The following is a 21,327-nucleotide window of genomic DNA, read 5'->3' as shown; positions in this document are numbered from 1 at the left end:
CTCAGCGGAAGGCGGGGAGGTTGCGCGCGGCCCAGGCGGCGTAGGGGAGCGGCGCGCGGCCCAGCACCCGTTCGACGTCGGGGCTGACGCGCTGCTCCTCGGCGGTCGGGTCGCCGAGCACCGCCAAGGTGGTGTCGGCGACCTCCGGCGGCATGAAGGTCAGCAGCTGGGCCCGCGCCTGTTCGCGGGTCTGCTCGACGAAACGCACTGTCTCGCCGAGCAGTTCGCCGAGCGCGGCGGCCCGGTCGCGCGGGGATTCGGGGGCCGGGCCGGTCAGGACGTAGGTGCGGCCGTGGTGGCCGTCCTCGCGCAGCGCGGCCGCCGCGACGGCCGCGATGTCGTCCGGATCCACGAACGGGATGGCGATGTCGCCGAAGGGCGCGGCCACCTCGCGCGCGCCGCGCACGGAATCCGCCCAGGCGAAGGTGTTGGACTGGAAGCCGCCGGGCCGCAGGATCGTCCACTCCAGGCCGGAGTGCTGGACCGCGTCCTCGATCGCCTTGCCCAGCTGCCCGTGCGAGACGCTCTCGGGTCGCGTGCCCACCCCTTGCGAGGACAGCAGCACCACCCGGCGAACGCCGGATTCCCGTGCGGCCGTGAGGATCGCGGCGGCGTCGGCCGCGAAGGAATCGGGGGCGAAGAGCAGGAACAGCCGCTCGGCGCCGGCGAGGGGGAGGCTCGCCGGGTCGGTCAGGTCGGCGGCCACCGCCCGCGCGCCGGCGGGCAGGTCGGCGGGGAGGCGACGGGAGACCGCCGTCACCTGCTCGCCCGCCGCCGCCAGCAGCCGCACCAGCGGGCGTCCTACGTTTCCGGTCGCTCCGGTTACCACGATCATTGTTCGAACTCCTGAGTTAGTTGACTGACTAACAAGAAGGTAGCCGGTCCGAACCCGGTTGTCTACAGTTAGTTGGGTGACCAACTCAGTGGCCGGCGCCAAACCCGGCAAACGCGAGCGCCTGATCGAGGCCGCCGTGCGCGTGTTCTACGAGCGGGGCGTGGAGAAGACCACCATCGCCGACATCGCCGGCGTGGCCGAGGTTCCGGTCGGCAACGTGTACTACTACTTCAAAACGAAAGACCAGCTCATCGCCGCCGCGATCGGGGCGCACGCGCGCGGGCTGGACGAGCTGATCGCCGAGCTGAACCAGCTTGCCGCGCCGCGGGACCGCTTGCACCGGCTGATCGCGGGCTGGGTCGAGGAGCGGGAGCTGGCGGCCCGCTACGGCTGCCCGTTCGGTTCGCTCACGGCGGAACTGCACAAGCGGGACGACCCGCTCGAGGGCCGGGCCAGCGAGGTCATGGGTGTACTCGTCGGCTGGGCCGCCGAGCAGTTCGAGGCCATGGGCCGGGCGGACGCGCGCGAGCTCGGTGTCGCGCTGATCGCCTCCTATCAGGGAATCTCACTGCTCACCAATGCCTTTCGAGATCCTGAGCTGATGGTCACCGAAGGCAGGCGACTGCAGGAGTGGGTCGACTCGCTCTAGTCTCGCTCGATCACACAGGCGCGTCCCGGACGGGGCGCGCCTGTGTGCGTCCGGGGGAATGTGCGTTCCGGGGGTTGCGTTGGATAGATTGTCGATATATCGTCGATAGCGTGAGATACACACGAAGGCCCAAGGAGGCTGACATGGAAAACATCGAGAACAGAGAATTCGGGCGGCGCGGTCGCCGTCCCTTCGGTCCGGGCGAATTCGGCCCCGACCGGCACACGCACCACCGGCACGGCCGGCGCGGCGGCTTCGGTACGGGCGAGTTCGGTCCCGGCTTCGGTCCCGGTTTCGGCCCGCACTTCGGTCGCGGTCGCGGCCGTGGCGGGCGCGGCCGGCGCGGTGACGTGCGCGCGGCGGTCCTGCTGCTGCTCACCGAGCGTCCGATGCACGGCTACGAGCTGATCCAGCAGATCCGCGAGCGCAGCGACGACGTCTGGCGTCCCAGCCCGGGTTCGATCTACCCCGCGCTGGCCCAGCTCGAGGACGAGGGCCTGGTCCTGATCGAGAAGGTGGCCGGTCGCAAGACCGCGCAGCTGACCGAGGCCGGCACCGCCTACGTCACCGAGCACCGCGACGACCTGGGTGATCCCTGGGCCGACGTCAAGGGTGATGTCGGCGATCAGGCGATCGACCTGCGTGGTCTGATCGGCCAGCTGATGGGTGCCGCGGCACAGGTCGCGGCGGCCGGAACGCCGGAGCAGGCGGCCAAGGCGGCCGAGGTGCTCACCGAGGCGCGCCGCGCTCTTTACCGCATCCTCGCCGAAGACGACAGCCCCGAAAAGTCGTAGGACGAAACACCCCGCGTCGGTAGGCATTTCACGCCATTTCGGTCGATAATTGGGCTATGGAACAGCCGCGGGGCACGTGGGGTTGGGGTAAGTCACAGTTTGGCCGGGTACTGCTGGCCTTCGCCATGGCCGGAGCCGGATTCGTCGGCTCCGGCGCGGGGGTCGCCACAGCCGAGCCGGAACCGGTCGCCGAGGTGGCGGGCTACCGCCTGCCGGACATCCCGGGCCTGCCCGGTCCGGTCCAGGTGGATCATCTCGCCGCCGCGATCTATCAGAAAACGCATCCCAGCGCGGTTCCGCTGGGCGTCAACAACTTCGAGTGCGCGCCGGATCCGGCGCATCCGCGCCCGGTGGTCCTCGCGCACGGCACCGATTCCAGTGCCTACGCCGACTACTCGGCCATCGGCCCCAAGCTGGTGTCGGCCGGATTCTGCGTCTTCGCGCTGAACTACGGCGGTGCGCCCGGCGCCCAGACCTACGGCACCGAGGACATGCGCGTCAGCGCCCGCCAGATCGGCGACTTCGTCGACACCGTGCTGGCCGCGACGGGGGCCCGGCAGGTCGATCTGGTCGGGTTCTCGCAGGGCGCCAACGTCACCCGGTACTGGGTCAACCAGCTCGGCGGGGCCCCGAAGGTGGGCACCTGGGTCGGGCTGGCCTCGCCCAGCTACGGCGGGGTGATGTACGGGCTGGTGCCGGTCGTGCAGTCGTTCGGGGTGCTGGACGCGTTCGTTCGCGTCACCTCGCTGGCAGCGATCCAGCAGGTGCAGGGCTCACCGGTGATGGCCGAGCTCAACGCGGGCGGTGACACGGTGGCCGGGCCGCAGTACGTCACCATCGGCAGCCGGGTCGACGAGATGATCCAGCCGTTCAGCAATATCGCCCTGCAGGGGCCGGGCGCCCGCAATCTCGTCTTGCAGGACCTCTGTCCCAGCAACCTGACGGGGCACTTCCACATGGTGTACGACCCGTTCGTGCACGACCTGCTCCTGCAGACCCTGGATCCGGCCAGTCCGGAACCGGTGTGCCGGGCGGTGCCGCTGGGCACCGGCATCCCGCAGGTGATCATCGCCGGCAATTCCTGATCGGGCGGCCGGGCGGAGGGGTCGACACCCCGCCCGGACCGCAATGGATTTCTACCAGTTTCGGCGGCTTCCGTCTGGGACATCTGAAAAGCTTCGGCTTCGCGCAGCGATTCTCCGAGGCCCGGCGGGCGGGTTCGGGTCGCTCACTAGAATGAGACGACCGTATCCACCAGTTTTCCCGGGAGCCGCCGTGACCATTCAGCCCGTCCGCCTATTCGGCGATCCCGTCCTGCGCGCCCGCGCGGCCGAGGTCACCGAGTTCGATCGGGAACTGGGCCAGCTCGTCCAGGACCTGACCGACACCATGTACGACGACGGCGGAGTCGGGATGGCCGCGCCGCAGATCGGCGTCGGGCTGCGGGTGTTCGTCTACGACACCGGCGACGCGCAGGGGCACGTGGTGAACCCGGTCTACACGGTCGAAGGCGACGAGGAACAGGTCGGGCCCGAAGGGTGCCTGTCGATTCCCGGGGTGCGCTACGACGTGCGGCGTGCGCTGCGGGTGCGGGTGTCCGGGGTGGACGCGCAGGGCAAGCCGGTCCGATTCGACGCGACCGATCTGCTCTCGCGCTGCGTGCAGCACGAGAACGACCACCTGGACGGGGTGCTGTTCATCGACCGGCTCGACCCGGGCGATCGCAAGGAGGCCATGCGCACCATCCGGGAATCGGATTGGTTCAGCGCGGGCCTGACCGTGCGCGCCTCGCGGGGCGCCGGCGAGTCCGGCAAGCCCAACCCGTTCGGGCGGGGCCGCTGATGCGCATCGTCTTCGCGGGCACGCCCGAACCGGCCGTGCCGTCGCTGCAACGGTTCATCGATTCGACCCGGCACGAGGTGGTCGCCGTCGTCACCCGGCCCGACGCCGTCGCCGGGCGCGGGCGCAAGGTGCAGCGCTCCCCGGTGGGGCAGCTCGCCGACGCGCACGGCATCCCGGTGCTGACGCCGCGGCGGGCGGGCGATCCGGAATTCGTCGAGCAGCTCACGGAATTGGCGCCCGACTGCTGTCCCGTCGTCGCCTACGGCGCGCTACTGCCGCAGCGGGTCCTCGATATTCCGCGCTTCGGCTGGATCAACCTGCACTTCTCGCTGCTGCCCGCCTGGCGGGGCGCGGCGCCGGTGCAGGCCGCGATCAACGCCGGTGACGAGTTCACCGGCGCCTCCACCTTCCAGATCGAAGCCGGCCTGGACACCGGGCCGGTCTTCGGCGTCGTCACCGAGAAGATCCAGGTCACCGACACCGCGGGCATTCTGCTCGGGCGGCTCGCCGAGAGCGGGGCGCGCCTGCTCGAATCCACCCTCGACGGCGTGGAAGACGGTGCGCTGCAGGCGATTCCGCAGCCCGCCGAGGGCGTCTCGCACGCGCCCAAGGTGGTCGCCGAGGACGCGCACATCCGCTGGGACGAACCGGCCCTGAACATCAGCCGCCGCATCCGCGCCGTCACCCCGGCCCCCGGCGCCTGGACCGAGGTGGCCGGCGCCCGCCTCAAGGTGGGCCCGGTGGAAATGGTCGAGGAGGAACTGCCGACCCGCGCCATCGAGGTCCGCAAGACCGGCGTCTTCATCGGCACCGCCACCACCGCCATCCGCCTGGACCAGGTCCAGCCCCAGGGCAAGCGCATGATGGCCGCCCTGGACTGGGCCCGCGGCGCCCGCCTGCAACCGGGCGCGGTCGTCGAATGACCGATCCGACCCAGGGCGCCACCGCGGTGTTGCCGACATCGAGCGACAACGAGGAGCAGGTAATGAGCGAACGAGCGATCGGCACAACGGTTTCGGTGAACGGTCCGGGTACCGGGGTGCGCCCGCGACCTCTCGGCGCCTTCGCGTCTGCGGCTGTGGCGGGCGTCCACGGGGCAGCCGCATGAGCGCCGAGGATCGCCGCCGCGCCCGGGAGCGAAACGCCGACTCCGGCCAGCGCCGCACACAGGGAAGTGCCGCACCCCGCAAGGCCGTCGGCCGCGTCAGCTCCTTCGACCGCGGCGGCGACTCGGCCCCGAGCGGGCGGGGCGATCAGCCGCGCCGGACAAGCGGGCAGGCCAAGTCGCCGCAGTCGGCCGGTCGGGCGAACGCGGACGGTTCTCGGCCGGGCAGCCGGGATTCCGGGCGCGGTAAAGCAGAAGGGCCACGGTCGAGTGGCCGTGACGGCGGTCGCGCGGCTACCGAAGAATCGCGATCGGGCTCCGGTGATCGGTCGCCGGGTTCGCGTTCCGGCGGACAGGGAGCCGCTGGTCGGCCACGAACCGGCTCCGCACAGTCCCAGGCTGGTGACATCGCAGGCCGACGGGGCGAATCGGCGCCGGGTGCTGTCCGGGAGAACTCGGGTGCGGTGCGCTCTGGTGCCCGCGGGCGCGCGGATGCTGAGGGATCGGCGTCCGGCGGCGGGAAGGGGCGTGGGGCGCAGGCGAAAGGTGTTGGGCGGCAGAAGGAACGGGGTGGGGTGGATCCGGTGCGGTTGGTGGCGCGGGATGTGCTGCGGGCCGTTCGGGAGCGGGACGCCTATGCGAACCTGGTGTTGCCGGCGTTGCTGCGGGAGCGGGGGATTTCGGGGCGGGACGCGGCGCTGGCGACCGAGCTCACCTATGGGGCCTGCCGGTCGCTCGGGTTGCTGGACGCGGTGATCGAGGCCGGGTCCGGGCGGGCGATCGAGGAGATCGACGGCGGGCTGCTCGATGTGCTGCGGCTGGGCGTGTATCAGCTGCTGCGGACGCGGATCGGGGCGCATGCCGCGGTCGACACCTCGGTGGCGATGGCGCGCAACGAATTCGGGCAGGGGCGTTCGGGTTTCGTGAACGCCGTGCTGCGGCGGGCGGGGGAGAAGACCGCCGAGCAGTGGGTGCTCGAGCTGGCGCCGTCGGATCCGGTCGGGCACCTGGCGTTCGAGTTCGCGCATCCGCAGTGGATCGCGCAGGCGTTCGCCGACGCACTCGGCGTGCGCGCCGCGGAACTGCGCGACGCGCTCGCGGCCGACGACGCCCGTCCGTCCGTGCACCTGGTGGCGCGGCCGGGTGAGATCTCCGCCGAGGAATTGGCGCTGGTCACCGGCGGTAACGAAGGCAAGTGGTCGCCCTACGCGGTCTACCTCGACGGCGGCGATCCGGGCAAACTCGAGCCGGTGCGCGAGGGTTTGGCGAGCGTGCAGGACGAGGGCAGTCAGCTCGTCGCCCTCAGCCTGACGCGCGCCCCGCTCGAGGGCCCGGACAACGGCCGCTGGCTGGACCTGTGTGCCGGCCCCGGCGGCAAGGCCGCGTTGCTCGGCGCCCTGGCCGCCATCGACCGCTTCCACGTCGACGCGGTCGAACCCTCCGAACACCGCGCCGAACTGGTCCGCAAATCCACCCGGGACCTCCCGGTCGAAGTGCACGTCGTCGACGGCCGCGCCAGCGGCCTGACCCCCGGCTACGACCGCATCCTGGTCGACGCCCCGTGCACGGGCCTGGGCGCGCTGCGCCGCCGTCCGGAAGCCCGCTGGCGGCGCACCCCGGCCGACGTCCGCGAACTGGTCGTCCTGCAACGCGAACTGCTCGCCGCGGCCTGGGATCTCCTGCGCCCCGGCGGCGTCGTCGTCTATTCGACCTGTTCCCCGCACCTGGCCGAAACCGTCTCCGTCGTCGGCGATTTCGTCCGCCGCACCGGCGCCACCCAACTCGACACCCGCGCGCTGCTCCCGGGCGTCACCGACATCGGCGACGGCCCCGGCGCCCAGCTCTGGCCGCACCGCCACGGCACCGACGCCATGTTCATGGCCGCCCTGCGCAAACCGCTGTAGCGAGGGCGTCGCGCCGTCGAGGGCGATGCTCCCACGTGCGGCGTGGCAGGGGAAGGGCGCGCGTTCCAAATGTCCAAGCCCGGGCCGGGTGCGGCGGGCAGACTGGGGACATGGCGATCACGTGGCAGGGTGTCGTCGCGTTGGCGACGGAGTTGCCGCAGGTGGAGGAGTCCACCTGGTGGCGTAGTCCCGCGCTGAAGGTGGGCGGGAAAGGGTTCGCGCGGCTGCGGGACGAGGCCGAGGGCGGGCTGGTGCTGCAGTGCGAGATGGCGGAGAAGGAAGCGCTGCTGGCCTCGGGGGACCCGACCTTCTACACCACCCCGCACTACGACGGGTACGGCTACATCCTGATCGATCTGGACCGGATCGATCCCGCCCAGCTGCGCGAACTGCTCGACGCCGCCTGGTGGCTGGCGGCTCCGGCCAAGCTGCGCAAGCAGCGCGCCCAGTCGGGCTGACTACTCGCGTTCGGACAGTTCGCGCAGGCGGGCAAGGGTTTTGGTGAGGATGCGCGAGACGTGCATCTGCGAGATGCCCATCTGCTTGGCGATCTGGGTCTGGGTCATCGACTCGAAGAACCGCATGGTCAGGATCCGGCGCTCGCGCTCCGGCAGCCCGGCCAGCAGCGGACGGATCGCGACGTACTCCTCCACCCGCTCGAACTGACCTTCCTCCTCGCCGAGGGTGTCCAGCAGCGAGGCGTCGGTGTCGCGGCCCAGCGAGGCGGCGTCGATCGAGCTCGGCTGGTAGGCGTTGCCTGCGATGACCGCCTGGGTGACCTCGTCGGGATCGACGTCGAGGTGCGCGGCGATCTCCTTGGCGGTGGGGGAGCGGCCCAGGGTCTGGGAGAGCGCGTCGATGGCGGCGCCGATCCGCAGATGAGTCTCCTTGACCCGCCGCGGAACTCGCATCGCCCAGGTGTTGTCCCGGAAGTATCTGCGGACCTCGCCCATGATGGTCGGCACCGCGAAGGACAGGAAGTTGGAACCGCGACTCGGGTCGAACCGGTCCACCGCGTGCACCAGCCCGACGCGCGCGACCTGGGTCAGGTCGTCGAAGGGCTCACCGCGGCCGCTGAATTTGCGGGCGATGTGATCGGCGAGCGGGATGCAGCGGCTGATCAGCTGGTCGCGCAGCGCCGTGTGCTGCGCAGTGCCTGCGGTGGCGGCCGAGAGTCGCTCGAACAGCGCGCCCAGATCGTCGTAGCCGGAACCGGAGCCGACCTCCTCGACGGTCTCGGCGTCTTCCACGGCGTCGGTGGGCGCCGCTTCGGCTTCCGCACCCGCTGCGGTGGTCTCCTTGGTCTCGCTGGTACCGGGCTGATCCGGCTCGAACACTGTCTCGTCTGCGGGCACTACGCCTTCCCCCGGACCCGACGGAACTCGACCGACGTCGGATATCCGGAGGCGGCCGAATCGTAGGGGTCCTGCGTCGCCTGCACCGAGTCGGTGAGGGTGCGCAGCACGTGCCAGCCGAAGCTGCGCTGGTCCGGCATGCCCTCGGCGCCCGCGATGCCGCTGACGTGCACCAGCAGCTCGGTGTCGCCGATGGTGAACCGGCAGTGCAGGCTGGAGCCCGGTTTGGCGACCGCGATCAGGGTCGAGCACACCTCGTCGACGGCCAGCCGGATGTCGGCGACCTCGTCGAGGGTGAATTCGCTGAGTAGGACGAGAGTTTCGGCGAGCCCGCGCACGATGGGCAGCTGTGTGACCGATGCGGCCACCCGAATCTCCACGGGGGAGCTGGTCCCCTGTTCCGCCGAAATATTGATCACCCCGACAAGGCTACCCATTCCACTGCGCCGCAATCACAGTTTGCCTGGTCTGTAGGCACGTTCGGCTCCCCGGAGCGGCCCTCGGTACACTCCCGCCTTGTGTCCACACCCACGTTTTCGCGCCCGGCCGAGCCGATGATCGCGCCCTCCATCCTGTCCGCCGACTTCGCTCGTCTCGCGGACGAGACCCGGGCCGTCGCGACCGCCGACTGGCTGCACGTGGACGTGATGGACGCGCATTTCGTGCCGAATCTCACGCTGGGCCTGCCCGTGGTGCAGAGCCTGCTGAAGGCGACCGACATTCCGCTGGACTGCCATCTGATGATCGAGGATCCGGGCCGCTGGGCGCCCTCGTACGCGGAGGCGGGCGCCTACAACGTCACCTTCCACGCCGAGGCCACCGACGATCCGGTGTCGGTGGCGCGCGATATCCGCGCGGCGGGCGCGAAGGCCGGACTGTCGGTGAAGCCGAACACACCGATCGAGCCGTACCTGGAGATCCTGAAGAACTTCGACACGCTGCTGGTGATGAGTGTCGAGCCGGGTTTCGGCGGGCAGTCGTTCATCGCGCACGTGCTGGAGAAGGCGCGCATCGTGCGCAACCTGGTCGATGCCGGTGAGCTGCGCCTGCTGGTGGAGATCGACGGCGGGATCAACGCCGACACCATCGAGCAGGCGGCCGAGGCCGGTATCGATTGCTTCGTCGCGGGTTCGGCGGTCTACAACACGGCCGATCCGGGGGCGACGGTGGAGAAGCTGCGCCACCAGGCCGCCGCGCACTGGGCCTGATCCGCTTCGGGCGCTGGACGATTCAGCGCCCGAAGCGTGAAAACGCTAGTTGTACTGTGATTTCCGCCGGGCGCCGAGCGCCCGCGTCGCCTCGATGACCGCGTTGATGGGCGGCAGGGTGGTGGCGTTCTCGGGCTGCTGCACCCAGACGCGGTAGCCGGTGCGCTCGTCGTCGGCGGAGGGCAGCACGACCTGGCTGCCGGCACACGCGACCGTGGCGTAGAGGCGGAACAGTTCGGCGGAGACGTGCGTGGTGAGCGCCTCCGAGGCCGGACCGGTGATGAACGTCCAGCTGCCGGCGCGCGGGTGGTGCACGACGGGCGCGGCGAGCCGGGCGGACTGCAACCGCCGCTGCACCTGCTCGCCCAGATCCGACGGCATCGTGATGGCGCCGTAGTGCTGGCCGATGTGCAACAGAATGTGGCGCGAGGCCGGGTCGATCGAAGCCGGCATCTGAAAATCGTTGCAGTACTGATCGCAGCGAACTTCCAGCTTCGCGTCGAGAAGCGTGGTCACGCAGCACCCCCGGTGAGTGGTGGATTTTCCATGGTGTCGAGATCCTCTTCCAGCTGGTGGAAGCCGTTTCATGGCCGACTGGGGAACAAAATTCGAACGGTGTGGATCGTGTACATAACAATCCTGCATCCATTTCCGTTTGGATGCAAGGGGAATGTGTGGGCGTGTTTTCCGCTGGGTACCAGGCGGATTCGGCGCTCCGGCGAAATGGTCTTGATTCGTCCGTGATGCGCGGAAATTCTGGGCAGTCTGTTTATATCGGGCTGGTAAATAGTCCGCTATTTCGTATCGCTGTATAGAAACCCGCCGGGCTTGCCGGTCGCGTGGTCGGTTCCATCCCGCATCGGCCGCTGGGCGGAACCGCGCTGCCGCCCTACGACCGGGCGTCGTTAGTCTGGGAGCGAGCGCGGGGAATAGCAGCCGGGCCCAGCTTGTTCCGCCCACCGGGAACACGAACGCGACAGGGAGTGCAGCGCATGTTCACAGGCATCGTCGAGGAGCTTGGCGAGATCGTCGCCACCGAGCCGCTGGCCGACGCCGCGCGCCTGACCATCCGGGGCAAGCTCGTCACCTCCGATGCCGGCCACGGCGACTCCATCGCGGTCAACGGCGTCTGCCTGACCGTCGTCGACGTCGTCGACGGCGACAGCTTCACCGTCGACGTCATGCAGGAGACGCTGAACCGCTCCAGCATCGGCGGCCTCGGCGCGGGCGACCGGGTCAACCTGGAGCGCGCCGCCGCGCTGAACAGCCGCCTCGGCGGGCACCTGGTGCAGGGCCACGTCGACGGCACCGGCACCGTGCTGGCCCGCACCCCCTCGGAGAACTGGGAGATCGTGCGCGTCTCGCTGCCCGAGGCGATCGCCCGGTACGTGGTGGAGAAGGGCTCGATCACCGTGGACGGGATCTCGCTCACGGTCTCGGGCCTGGGCCGGTCCGAGGAGCCCGCCGCCGACGGCGCGCGGGATTGGTTCGAGGTCTCGCTCATCCCGACCACGCTGTCGCTGACCAATCTGGGCGCGGCCGCCGTCGGCACCAGGGTCAACCTGGAGGTCGACGTGATCGCCAAGTACGTCGAGCGGCTGCAACAGCGCGGCTGAGCGCCTGCCGCGGGCGTCGCCGAAACGGACTGCCCTAATGTAGTGAGGCAAGGTGCTCGGCCGGCGAGCCGGACACTTCTTTGGATATGGAGCACAGCTGACGTGACCAGGTTCGACACCATCGAGCGCGCAGTCGCCGACATCGCCGCCGGAAAGGCCGTCGTCGTCGTCGACGACGAGGACCGCGAGAACGAGGGCGACCTCATCTTCGCGGCGGAGAAGGCCACCCCGGAGCTGGTCGCCTTCATGATCCGCTACACCTCCGGCTACATCTGTGTGCCGCTCACCGGTGACGACTGCGACCGTCTCGGCCTGCCGCCGATGTACGCGCAGAACCAGGACAAGCACGGCACCGCCTACACCGTGTCCGTCGACGCGCGCGAGGGCATCACCACCGGCATCTCCGGCGCCGACCGCGCCACCACCATGCGCCTGCTCGCCGACCCCGACGCCAAGGCCGACGATCTGACCCGCCCCGGCCACGTGGTGCCGCTGCGCGCCAAGGACGGCGGCGTGCTGCGCCGCCCGGGGCACACCGAGGCCGCCGTCGACCTGTCCCGGATGGCGGGCCTGCGCCCGGCCGGCGTCATCTGCGAGATCGTCAGCCAGAAGGACGAGGGCCATATGGCCCGCACCGAGGAACTGCGCATCTTCGCCGACGAGCACGATCTGGCGCTGATCTCCATCGCCGACATGATCGCCTGGCGGCGCAAGCACGAGAAGCAGGTCATCCGCGTCGCCGAGGCGCGCATCCCGACCGCGCACGGTGAATTCCTCGCGGTCGGTTACCAGAGCATCTACGACGATGTCGAGCATGTGGCGCTGGTGCGCGGCGACATCAGCGACGGCGAGGACGTGCTGGTGCGCGTGCACTCGGAGTGCCTCACCGGCGACGTGTTCGGTTCGCTGCGCTGCGACTGCGGCCCGCAACTGGACGCCGCGCTGGAAATGGTGGCCGCCGAGGGCCGCGGCGTGGTGCTCTACATGCGCGGGCACGAGGGCCGCGGCATCGGCCTGATGCACAAGCTGCAGGCCTACCAGCTGCAGGATTCCGGCCGCGACACCGTGGACGCGAACCTCGACCTCGGCCTGCCCGCCGACGCCCGCGACTACGGCACCGGCGCGCAGATCCTGGTCGATCTCGGCCTCCGCTCGATGCGCCTGCTCACCAACAATCCGGCCAAGCGCGTCGGCCTGGACGGCTACGGCCTGCGCATCACCGAGCGCGTCCCGATGCCGTTGCGCGCCAACGCCGAGAACCTGCGCTACCTGCGCACCAAGCGCGACCGGATGGGCCACGACCTGATCGGCCTGGACGAGCTCGATCTCGGCGAAACCGCGCAGTAGGCCCGTCCCCGGCACCCCACAGAAAGGCTCCTCATGAGCGGCACCGGCGTACCCAGCTTCGAGCTGGCGGATGCCAAGGACCTCAAGCTCGGCATCGTCGCGTCGCGCTGGCACACCAAGATCTGCGACACCCTGGTGGCGAACGCCGAGCGGGTGGCGAAGGAAGCGGGCGTGCGCCATGTGACGACGGTGCGCTGCGCGGGCGCGATGGAGCTGCCGGTCGTCGCCCAGGAGCTGGCCCGCACGCACGACGCGGTCGTCGCGCTCGGCGTGGTGATCCGCGGCGGCACACCGCATTTCGAGTACGTGTGCGACGCGGTGACGGCCGGGCTGACCCGGGTGTCGCTGGACGCGGCGACGCCGGTCACCAACGGTGTGCTCACCACCAACACCGAGGAGCAGGCCCTCGACCGCGCCGGCTTGCCCGGGTCGGCCGAGGACAAGGGCGAGCAGGCCGCGCAGGCCGCCCTCGACGCCGCGCTCACGCTGCGGGCGCTACGAGAGTCGTTCTGAGGCAATGCCCGTCGTACGCATGTGGCGCCGTGCCGCCGTGGCCGATACTCCGGAGTGGGAGCTCGAGGTGCGGCCGCGCCGTGCCGTCCGCACCGCCTGGATCTGCGCGATCATCGTCATCGTGGTCTTCGCGATCGGCGGCATCTGGCTGCGGTCCGGATCGACCGGGGTGAACTTCCGCCTCGTCGATCAGTTCGCGATGATCGGCGTCGGTCTGCTCATCGCCGCCGGCATCCTCTCGCTCACCCGCCCGCGCCTGCGCGTCGGCCCTCGGGGCGTGGCGGTCCGGAACATCCTCGGCGAGAACACCTTCGGCTGGCAGCACGTGCGCGGGGTGTCCTTCCCGGACCGTAAGTCCTGGGCTCGGCTGGAACTCGCCGACGACGAATACGTTCCGCTGCTCGCCATCCGCTCCAACGACAAGGCGCACGCGGCCCGCGCGATGGACCGCTTCCGTGAACTCGGCGCGAAGTACACCACCGAGGACGTCGCGAAGTCCTGACAGCACCGGGATTGTGCCGCGCGGCCCCGGATCGAATCGAGGCGCGCGGCGACGCCGGGGTCGCGGCCGATCAGCGGGTGTCGCCGAAGACCGCCCCCTCGCGGCGTGGGTCGGCGCCGCCGATCCAGCCGCCGGCCGGATCGAGTCGCAGTGCGCTCAAGCCGCTGACCTGGGACGTCACCGAGACCTGGTGGCCGAGTTCGCGCAGTTTCAGCACCAGCGCGTCGTGGTCGCCCTTGTCGGAGGCGTCGATGGCGGGATGCTCGCCGCCGATCCCGGTGGCGGGGCTGTTGCCCGCGCCGAAGGAGACCGCCGAGACCGCCTGCTGCGGGTCCAGCCCCCAATCCAGCAGGCCGACCAGCGTTTTGACGACGAACTGGATGATCACCGAGCCGCCGGGGGAGCCGGTGACGTGGGTCAGGGCGCCGCGCGTGCCGTCGGGCGCCCGATCGAAGACCAGGGTCGGCGCCATCGAACTGCGCGGGCGCTTGTTCGGCTGCAGGCGGTTGGCCACGGGCGCGCCGTCCGGGCCGAGCGGGTCGGCCGAGAAATCGGTGAGCTGGTTGTTCAGCACGAAACCGTCGACGACGTGGAAGGAGCCGAAGGCGGATTCCACCGTGGTGGTCAGGGCGGCGGCGTTGCCGTACTTGTCGACCACCGAGATGTGGCTGGTGCCGTGCTCGGGCGGCTGCGGGCCGACGCCGAGCGGGACCGGGCCGAAGTCGCCCGGCTGGGCGGTGCCCATGCTGCGGCTCGGATTGATCAGTCCGGCACGCTGCTTCAGGTAGTTCTTGTCGATCAGGGTCTGCATCGAGCCGCCGGGCAGCGGGATGAAGTCCTCGTCGGCGACGTACTTGTTGCGGTCGGCGTAGGCGAGGCGCTCGGCCTCGGAGATCAGGTGCACCGCTTCGGCTTTCGGCTTGCCGCCGTTGGCGTCGAGGTTGTCCGGCTTCAGGCCCGCGAGGTCGAAGTTCTCCAGGATGCCCAGCGTCGCCGCGACGGTGCTGCCGCCGGAGGAGGGCGCGGGCATGCCGCAGATCTCGTGCGCGCGGTAGCCCGAGCACAGCGCGGTGCGCTTCTTGGGCTGGTAGGCCGAGAGATCGGCCAGGGTGATCTGGCCGCCGGTGCGCCCGCCCGCAGTGGAGGCCGTGGCGTCGACGATGGCCTGCGCGATGGCCCCGGTGTAGAAGGCGTCCGCGCCGTTGGCGGCGATCGCGCCCAGCGTCTTGGCCATGCCCGGGTTGGTCAGCACCGTGCCGACCTTCTTGCCCGTGCCGTCGGAGTTCAGGAAGTACGCCTTGGCCGCCTCGTCGGTGGCGAGGTCTTTCGCGGACTCCGCGATCTGGCCCGCCAGGCGTGGGCTGATCTCGAAGCCGTCGTCGGCCAGCCGGATGGCCGGGTCGAACAGGTCGCGCCAGCCGGTCTTGCCGTGTTCGCGGTGGGCGAGTTCCAGCATGCGCAGGATGCCGGGGACGCCGATCGAGCGGCCGCTGGCGCGCGTGCTCGGTTTCGGTTCGGTGCGGTCGGTGTCGCTGACCCAGCGCAGGTAGTTCTCGGTGGCCGCGGCCGGCGCCACCTCGCGGCCGTCGTAGGCCTCGACGTTCTTGCTCGCGGCGTCGTAGTAGACCAGGAAGCCGCCGCCGCCGATGCCGGAGGCCTGCGGTTCGACCAGCCCCAGCACCGCCTGCGCCGCGATCAGTGCGTCCGCGGCGGTGCCGCCGTTGTTCAGCACCTCGCACGCGGCCCGGGTGGAGATCGGATTGGCCGTGGACACCGCGTAGGTCCGGGTGCGCACCGCCGTCATCCCGGACCGGTACCCCGACGCGATCTCGGGATTGGTGGCGATGTTGGTCGAGCCCGATCCGCTGGGGGCGGCCGCGGTGACCGGAGTGCCGTTGGCACTCTCGGCACACGCCCCGCCCGCCTGCTGATCCTCACCCGAACAGGCCGTGACTATCCCGACCACGAGCGTCAGCGCCGCCCCAGCGCCGACCCACTTACCACGTGCGCGCCTCATGCACGGACTTTAACGCCGATCATCGCCCGCCGTGCGGTATCGCAACGAAAAGATCTCCGCCGCAAGCACTCTCCGCACTGCGGCACCCACGCGAAATCCGCAGGTCACGGTGGCCGATGGCGCCGCTCATCGTGACAGCGGAACCGCGAGCGGGGCGCCGGCGGCCGATCCGGCGGCCGCCGCCGGTGCCGGCGGGGGCTGTCGGTGGCAGTCGATAGGCTGTTCGGGTGGCAGATCCAGCGACGTACCGGCCCGGGCCGGGAACGATTCCCGTCGAGCCCGGAGTGTACAAATTCCGGGACGCGCATCGGCGGGTCATCTATGTCGGGAAGGCGAAGAGCCTGCGGAGCAGGCTGAATTCGTACTTCGCCGATGTGGCGTCGCTGCACCCGCGCACCCGCCAGATGGTTACCACGGCGGCCAGCGTCGAGTGGACGGTCGTCTCCACCGAGGTGGAGGCGCTCCAGCTGGAATACAACTGGATCAAGGAATTCGATCCGCGCTTCAATGTGCGCTACCGCGACGACAAGTCCTACCCCGTGCTCGCGGTCACGCTCAACGAGGAGTTCCCGCGGCTGTTCGTCTACCGCGGGGCGCGGAAGAAGGGCGTCCGGTATTTCGGCCCGTACGCGCACGCCTGGGCGATCCGCGAGACCCTCGATCTGCTGTTGCGGGTGTTCCCGGCGCGCACCTGCTCGAACGGAGTCTTCAAGCGGCACAACCAGATCGGCCGCCCCTGCCTGCTCGGCTACATCGACAAGTGCGCCGCGCCCTGTGTCGGCCGGGTCAGCGCCGCCGAGCACCGCCGGATCGTCGAGGATTTCTGCGACTTCCTGGCCGGCCGGACCGACCGGATGGTCCGGGAGCTGGAGCGCCGCATGCAGGACGCCGCCGAGGAGCTCGATTTCGAGACGGCCGCCCGTCTGCGCGACGACGTGCAGGCCCTGCGCCGCGCGCTGGAGAAGCAGGCCGTGGTGCTCGGCGACGGCACCGACGCCGACGTGATCGCCTTCGCCACCGACGAACTCCAGGTCTCGGTGCAGATCTTCCACGTGCGCGACGGCCGGGTGCGCGGCCAGCGCGGCTGGGTGGTCGACAAATCCGGTGACGCCATCGACGCCCCGGAGGCCGGCGGCGAGCGGGCCGCGCTGGTGGAACAGTTCCTCACCCAGTTCTACGGGGAGCAGGTCGCGGTCGCCGAGCAGGCCGCCGAGGAGCAGGCCGCCACCGTCGTGCCGCGCGAGGTGCTGGTTCCGGAGCTGCCCGCCGACACCGAGCAGATCCAGGAGTGGCTGAGCGCGCTGCGCGGCTCCGGGGTCAAGCTCCGGGTGCCCCAGCGCGGCGACAAGAAGGCCCTCGCCGAGACCGTGCAGCGCAACGCCATGGAGGCGCTGGCCCAGCACAAACTCAAGCGCGCCGGCGATCTGACGTCGAGATCGGCCGCGCTGCAAGACATTCAGGACGCGCTCGAACTCGACAGCGCCCCGCTGCGCATCGAGTGCGTCGACATCAGCCACGTCCAGGGCACCGACGTGGTGGCCTCGCTGGTGGTCTTCGAGGACGGCCTGCCGCGCAAATCGGAGTACCGGCACTTCACCATCAAGGAGGCCGCGGGCGAGGGTCGCTCCGACGACGTCGGCAGCATCCGCGAGGTCACCCGGCGGCGGTTCTGGCGGCTGCGCAAGGAGCGCGACGAACTGGCGGCCGAGGCGGCGGCCCCGCACACCGCCGAGACCGACGCGCTCGCGAATCCGGACCCGAACGCCTACGGCATCGACGAGGACGGCCTGGACGGCGCGCTGGACCCGGAGGATCTGAACCCCCGCCCGGGGATCGACCCGCGCACCGGCCGCCCCCGCAAATTCGCCTATCCGCCCAACCTCTACGTCGTCGACGGCGGCGCGCCCCAGGTGGCGGCCGCCGCCGAGGTGCTCGACGATCTGGGCATCACCGATGTCGCGGTGATCGGCCTGGCCAAGCGCCTGGAGGAGGTCTGGGTGCCGGGCGAGCCCGATCCGGTGATCATGCCGCGCAACAGCGAGGCCCTGTTCCTGCTGCAACGGGTGCGCGACGAGGCGCACCGCTTCGCGATCACCTTCCACCGCAGCAAACGCTCGCGCCGGATGACGGCCTCGGCCCTGGATTCGGTGCGGGGTCTCGGCGAGTCCCGGCGGACGGCGCTGGTCACCCATTTCGGGTCGGTCGCCAAGCTCAAGGAGGCCAGCATCGAGCAGATCACCGAGGTGCCCGGTGTCGGCGTCGCGACGGCGAAAGCGGTGCTCGCGGCCCTCAACGCGGAGGCCGCGGACGCGACACGCGCCCCCGCAAGCGACAATTGAAGAATTCCGTGTCGCGTACGTTGTGTGTCTGCGCCCGATACCGGAACCGGTACGGGATGATCGAGAGGCACCCTAGACACAGATCCGGTAGGACATGACACGCGTCGAATCGAACAGCACTGCGGGCGGCCCCCGGTCGGCCGCCGATTCCGGCACGCCCGAGTCCGGCCTGCGCGAGCAGGTGGAGGTCGTCATAGTGACCGGTTTGTCCGGTGCGGGCCGCGGTACCGCGGCCCGTGTGCTGGAGGACCTGGGCTGGTACGTCACCGACAACCTGCCGCCCGAGCTGATCGGCCGCATGGTCGAGCTCGGGGCCGCGGCGGAACCGCCGATCCGGCGATTGGCCCTGGTGATGGACGTTCGCAGCCGGTTCTTCACCGGTAATCTCTCGGCCGTCACCGAGCAACTGCGGGCGTTCGGCGTGCGCACCCGCATTCTGTTCCTGGAGGCCTCGGACGATGTCCTGATCCGCCGTTTCGGGTTCGCCCGGCGCCGGCATCCGCTGCAGAGCGAGAGCCGCGACGGCACCCTCTCGGCGGGCATCGCCGCCGAGCGGGTCCGGCTGGCTACCGTGAAGACCGCGGCCGACCTGGTCATCGATACGTCCGAGCTATCCATCCATCAATTGCATCGCAAGCTCGAGGAGGCCTACGGCGGCGGTACACCCGCCGCATTGCAGCTGACCGTGCAGTCCTTCGGCTTCAAATACGGGGTTCCGCTGGACGCAGACATGGTGTTGGATGTGCGTTTTCTACCCAATCCGCATTGGATACCGGAACTTCGGGAACATTCGGGACAGGAGGCGGTGGTCAGCGAATACGTGCTGTCGCGCCCCGGCGCGGCCGACTATCTGCGCACGGCGCACCACCTGGTCGACCTGACGACGAATGGTTACCGCCAAGAGGGGAAGCGATACATGACGGTGGCAGTGGGCTGCACCGGAGGCAAGCACCGCAGCGTGGCGATCGCCGAGGCGCTCGGTGAACTGATGGGCGCGCTATTCGACGAGCAGGGTGCGGCGGGGGCGCCCGGCGTCGTGCGCGTGGTACATCGGGATCTGGGGCGCGAATGACCGGGTGGGAATCCAATCCCGCCATCGTGGCGCTCGGCGGCGGGCACGGACTATATGCGACGTTGACCGCGGTCCGGCGGCTGACCCGCAAGATCTGCGCGGTGGTGACGGTCGCCGACGACGGCGGCTCCTCGGGCCGGCTACGCGCCGAGCTGGGCGTGCTGCCCCCGGGCGATCTGCGGATGGCCCTGGCGGCCCTGGCGGCCGACCCGGAGGGCGTCTGGACCCAGTCGATCCAGCACCGTTTCGGCGGCACGGGCGCGCTGGCCGGTCACTCGGTCGGCAATCTGATCCTGGCGGGCCTCACCGAGGTGCTGGGCAACCCGGTGGACGCCCTGGACGAACTGGGGAAAATGCTGAAGGTGACCGGCCGGGTCCTGCCGATGTCGCCCATCGCCCTCGATATCGAGGCCGATGTGTCCGGGCTGGAGGCGGATCCGCGGGTGAGCCGCTGTATCCGCGGCCAGGTCGCGGTCGCGACCACGCCGGGCAAGGTGCGCCGGGTCCGGCTGATCCCCTCGGATCCGCCCGCGAGCCCGGAGGCCACCTCGGCCATCGAGCACGCGGATGTCGTTGTGCTGGGCCCGGGTTCGTGGTTCACCAGCGTCATTCCGCACGTCATGGTTCCCGAATTGCGCGAAGCGCTGGTCTACACCCGTGCGCGTAAGGTCCTGGTGCTGAACCTGGCCGCGGAACCGGGTGAGACGGCGGGTTTCTCCGCCGAACGCCATCTGCATGTATTGTCCCAGCACGCACCGGAATTCGTTGTCGACGAGGTTTTGGTCGATTCGGGCTCGGTGCCGGAGGGTCGAGAGCGTGAACATGTGGCCAGGGCTGCCGAACAGTTGCGGGCGCGAGTAACCTTTTCCGATGTCGCCGAAGCGGGAACCGACCGGCATCACCCCGGAAAGCTCGCCGCCGCACTGGATCAGCTGATCCGGCAACCTCGGCCGCAAAAGGCAGGGCTTCGAGTCGAAGGACGGCACATGGGCGCGGATGTGCGGTCCGGGTTGGGTGGAAAGGAGCGCGTCTCGTGGCAATGACAGCCGAGGTGAAAGACGAGCTGAGCAGGCTCACGGTTTCACAGGTGAGTTCCCGCAAGGCCGAACTGTCCGCGCTCCTACGTTTCGCCGGAGGCCTGCATATCGTCGGCGGCCGGGTGATCGTGGAGGCCGAAGTGGACATGGGCTCGATTGCCCGGCGTTTGCGCCGGGAGATCTTCGAGCTCTACGGCTACGGCTCCGATGTGCACGTGCTGGGCGCGGGCGGGTTGCGCAAGACCTCCCGCTACGTGGTGCGCGTGTCCAAGGAGGGTGAGGCCCTCGCGCGGCAGACCGGTCTGCTCGACGTGCGCGGCCGCCCGGTGCGCGGCCTGCCGGCCCAGGTGGTCGGCGGCAGCATCGCCGACGCCGAAGCGGCCTGGCGCGGTGCGTTTCTGGCGCACGGCTCGCTCACCGAACCGGGTCGCTCCTCGGCCCTCGAGGTGAGCTGCCCCGGTCCGGAGGCGGCGCTGGCGCTGGTCGGCGCGGCGCGGCGGCTGGGCATCACCGCGAAGGCGCGGGAGGTGCGCGGCACCGACCGGGTGGTGGTGCGCGACGGCGAGGCCATCGGCGCGCTGCTCACCCGCATGGGCGCCCAGGACACCAGGCTGACCTGGGAGGAGCGCCGGATGCGGCGCGAGGTCCGGGCGACGGCGAACCGCCTGGCCAACTTCGACGACGCCAACCTGCGCCGTTCGGCCCGGGCCGCGGTGGCCGCGGCCGCCCGGGTGGAGCGCGCGCTGGAGATCCTCGGCGACGACGTGCCGGACCACTTGGCCGCGGCGGGCAAGCTGCGCGTGCAGCACCGTCAGGCCTCGCTGGAGGAACTGGGCCAGCTCGCCGATCCGCCGATGACGAAAGACGCTGTGGCGGGCCGGATCCGCCGCCTGCTGTCGATGGCCGATCGGCGCGCCAAGGAACTCGGTGTCCCGGACACCGAATCCGCGGTCACCGCGGAACTGCTCGACGAAGCCTGACAATTTCGGCCAGATCCCGCCGCTCCGGAATGTCCGGGGCGGCGGGTTTCCTGTGTTCGGGTGACACTGGTGCTCCGACCCCGGCCGGTTCCGGATTTCGTGCGCGAGCAGTCCGGTGACCGGCCGAACCCGCAGTGCCGCAGGAGCTGTCGACGACGACGGCGCACAACGGCAGGTGCATGTCGGTGAGGTGGATCCAGGGCATTAGTGTG

Annotated in this window: 21 protein-coding genes; 16 read left to right on the top strand and 5 right to left on the bottom strand. The window is 70.2% G+C overall.

All coding sequences use genetic code 11. The features are described 5' to 3' along the window. Position 1: 1 nt before the first annotated feature. Positions 2-835, bottom strand: coding sequence for an NAD(P)H-binding protein (locus tag AB0I43_RS19855; RefSeq protein ID WP_356978150.1), 834 nt, complete (start codon positions 833-835; stop codon positions 2-4). Between the two features lie 76 nt (positions 836-911). Here AB0I43_RS19855 and AB0I43_RS19850 point away from each other — a divergent pair, with 76 nt between their 5' ends. From AB0I43_RS19850 to AB0I43_RS19820, 7 genes are all read left to right on the top strand, one after another. Next, positions 912-1,484, top strand: a complete 573-nt coding sequence (locus AB0I43_RS19850) for a TetR/AcrR family transcriptional regulator (protein ID WP_356978149.1) — start codon at positions 912-914, stop codon at positions 1,482-1,484. A gap of 143 nt (positions 1,485-1,627) precedes the next feature. Next, complete coding sequence (locus tag AB0I43_RS19845; protein ID WP_356978147.1) at positions 1,628-2,278, top strand: PadR family transcriptional regulator; 651 nt, start codon at positions 1,628-1,630, stop codon at positions 2,276-2,278. 56 nt (positions 2,279-2,334) lie between these two features. Then, complete coding sequence (locus AB0I43_RS19840) at positions 2,335-3,363, top strand: alpha/beta fold hydrolase (RefSeq protein ID WP_356978145.1); 1,029 nt, start codon at positions 2,335-2,337, stop codon at positions 3,361-3,363. 190 nt (positions 3,364-3,553) lie between these two features. Further along, the gene (gene def, locus AB0I43_RS19835; RefSeq protein ID WP_356978143.1) at positions 3,554-4,120 is read left to right on the top strand and encodes a peptide deformylase; all 567 of its coding nucleotides are present in this window, start codon (positions 3,554-3,556) and stop codon (positions 4,118-4,120) included. Continuing rightward, complete coding sequence (fmt, locus tag AB0I43_RS19830) at positions 4,120-5,043, top strand: methionyl-tRNA formyltransferase (RefSeq protein WP_356978141.1); 924 nt, start codon at positions 4,120-4,122, stop codon at positions 5,041-5,043. Before def ends, fmt begins: the two co-directional genes overlap by 1 nt. A gap of 589 nt (positions 5,044-5,632) precedes the next feature. Continuing rightward, entirely contained in the window at positions 5,633-7,129 is a 1,497-nt protein-coding gene (locus tag AB0I43_RS19825) for a transcription antitermination factor NusB (protein ID WP_356978255.1), read from the top strand. A 110-nt stretch (positions 7,130-7,239) separates the two neighbouring features. Then, positions 7,240-7,587, top strand: a complete 348-nt coding sequence (locus tag AB0I43_RS19820) for an MmcQ/YjbR family DNA-binding protein (RefSeq protein ID WP_356978139.1) — start codon at positions 7,240-7,242, stop codon at positions 7,585-7,587. On the opposite strand, the gene AB0I43_RS19815 is transcribed toward AB0I43_RS19820, so the two are convergent. Together AB0I43_RS19815 and AB0I43_RS19810 are read right to left on the bottom strand one after the other, a co-directional pair. Further along, entirely contained in the window at positions 7,588-8,484 is an 897-nt protein-coding gene (locus tag AB0I43_RS19815) for an RNA polymerase sigma factor SigF (protein WP_356978137.1), read from the bottom strand. Then, on the bottom strand, positions 8,484-8,852 hold the full coding sequence (locus tag AB0I43_RS19810) for an anti-sigma factor (RefSeq protein WP_356978135.1): 369 nt from the start codon (positions 8,850-8,852) through the stop codon (positions 8,484-8,486). The genes AB0I43_RS19815 and AB0I43_RS19810 overlap by 1 nt, the downstream gene beginning before the upstream one ends. A 186-nt stretch (positions 8,853-9,038) precedes the next feature. On the opposite strand from AB0I43_RS19810, the gene rpe reads away from it, so the two are divergent. Next, positions 9,039-9,692, top strand: coding sequence for a ribulose-phosphate 3-epimerase (gene rpe, locus AB0I43_RS19805; protein WP_356978254.1), 654 nt, complete (start codon positions 9,039-9,041; stop codon positions 9,690-9,692). Between the two features lie 45 nt (positions 9,693-9,737). On the opposite strand, the gene AB0I43_RS19800 is transcribed toward rpe, so the two are convergent. Continuing rightward, complete coding sequence (locus AB0I43_RS19800) at positions 9,738-10,145, bottom strand: hypothetical protein (protein ID WP_356978133.1); 408 nt, start codon at positions 10,143-10,145, stop codon at positions 9,738-9,740. Between the two features lie 539 nt (positions 10,146-10,684). On the opposite strand from AB0I43_RS19800, the gene AB0I43_RS19795 reads away from it, so the two are divergent. The 4 genes from AB0I43_RS19795 (at position 10,685) to AB0I43_RS19780 (ending at position 13,670) form a co-directional block, all read left to right on the top strand. Continuing rightward, a complete protein-coding gene (locus tag AB0I43_RS19795) occupies positions 10,685-11,308 on the top strand; it encodes a riboflavin synthase (protein WP_356978131.1) in 624 nt (207 codons plus the stop codon). Positions 11,309-11,410: 102 nt separating this feature from the next. After that, positions 11,411-12,655 (top strand): bifunctional 3,4-dihydroxy-2-butanone-4-phosphate synthase/GTP cyclohydrolase II, encoded by a 1,245-nt coding sequence (locus AB0I43_RS19790; protein ID WP_356978129.1) that lies wholly within the window; start codon positions 11,411-11,413, stop codon positions 12,653-12,655. A gap of 33 nt (positions 12,656-12,688) precedes the next feature. Further along, positions 12,689-13,168 carry a 6,7-dimethyl-8-ribityllumazine synthase gene (ribH, locus tag AB0I43_RS19785; protein WP_356978127.1) on the top strand — a complete coding sequence of 160 codons (480 nt, stop codon included), beginning with the start codon at positions 12,689-12,691 and terminating at the stop codon, positions 13,166-13,168. A 4-nt stretch (positions 13,169-13,172) separates the two neighbouring features. Beyond that, positions 13,173-13,670, top strand: coding sequence for a PH domain-containing protein (locus AB0I43_RS19780; RefSeq protein ID WP_356978126.1), 498 nt, complete (start codon positions 13,173-13,175; stop codon positions 13,668-13,670). A gap of 70 nt (positions 13,671-13,740) precedes the next feature. On the opposite strand, the gene ggt is transcribed toward AB0I43_RS19780, so the two are convergent. After that, complete coding sequence (ggt, locus tag AB0I43_RS19775; protein WP_356978125.1) at positions 13,741-15,687, bottom strand: gamma-glutamyltransferase; 1,947 nt, start codon at positions 15,685-15,687, stop codon at positions 13,741-13,743. Between the two features lie 227 nt (positions 15,688-15,914). Here ggt and uvrC point away from each other — a divergent pair, with 227 nt between their 5' ends. From uvrC to whiA, 4 genes are all read left to right on the top strand, one after another. Continuing rightward, positions 15,915-18,026 (top strand): excinuclease ABC subunit UvrC, encoded by a 2,112-nt coding sequence (uvrC, locus tag AB0I43_RS19770; RefSeq protein WP_356978123.1) that lies wholly within the window; start codon positions 15,915-15,917, stop codon positions 18,024-18,026. Positions 18,027-18,120: 94 nt separating this feature from the next. Next, positions 18,121-19,098, top strand: a complete 978-nt coding sequence (gene rapZ / locus AB0I43_RS19765; RefSeq protein WP_356978122.1) for an RNase adapter RapZ — start codon at positions 18,121-18,123, stop codon at positions 19,096-19,098. Beyond that, positions 19,095-20,141, top strand: coding sequence for a uridine diphosphate-N-acetylglucosamine-binding protein YvcK (yvcK, locus tag AB0I43_RS19760; protein WP_356978121.1), 1,047 nt, complete (start codon positions 19,095-19,097; stop codon positions 20,139-20,141). The genes rapZ and yvcK overlap by 4 nt, the downstream gene beginning before the upstream one ends. After that, entirely contained in the window at positions 20,138-21,115 is a 978-nt protein-coding gene (gene whiA / locus AB0I43_RS19755) for a DNA-binding protein WhiA (RefSeq protein WP_356978253.1), read from the top strand. The genes yvcK and whiA overlap by 4 nt, the downstream gene beginning before the upstream one ends. The last annotated feature ends 212 nt before the right edge of the window (positions 21,116-21,327 follow it).

This window comes from Nocardia sp. NPDC050435, assembly GCF_040655395.1.
GTDB lineage: Bacteria > Actinomycetota > Actinomycetes > Mycobacteriales > Mycobacteriaceae > Nocardia.
This window is presented reverse-complemented; position numbering and strand designations above follow the sequence as displayed.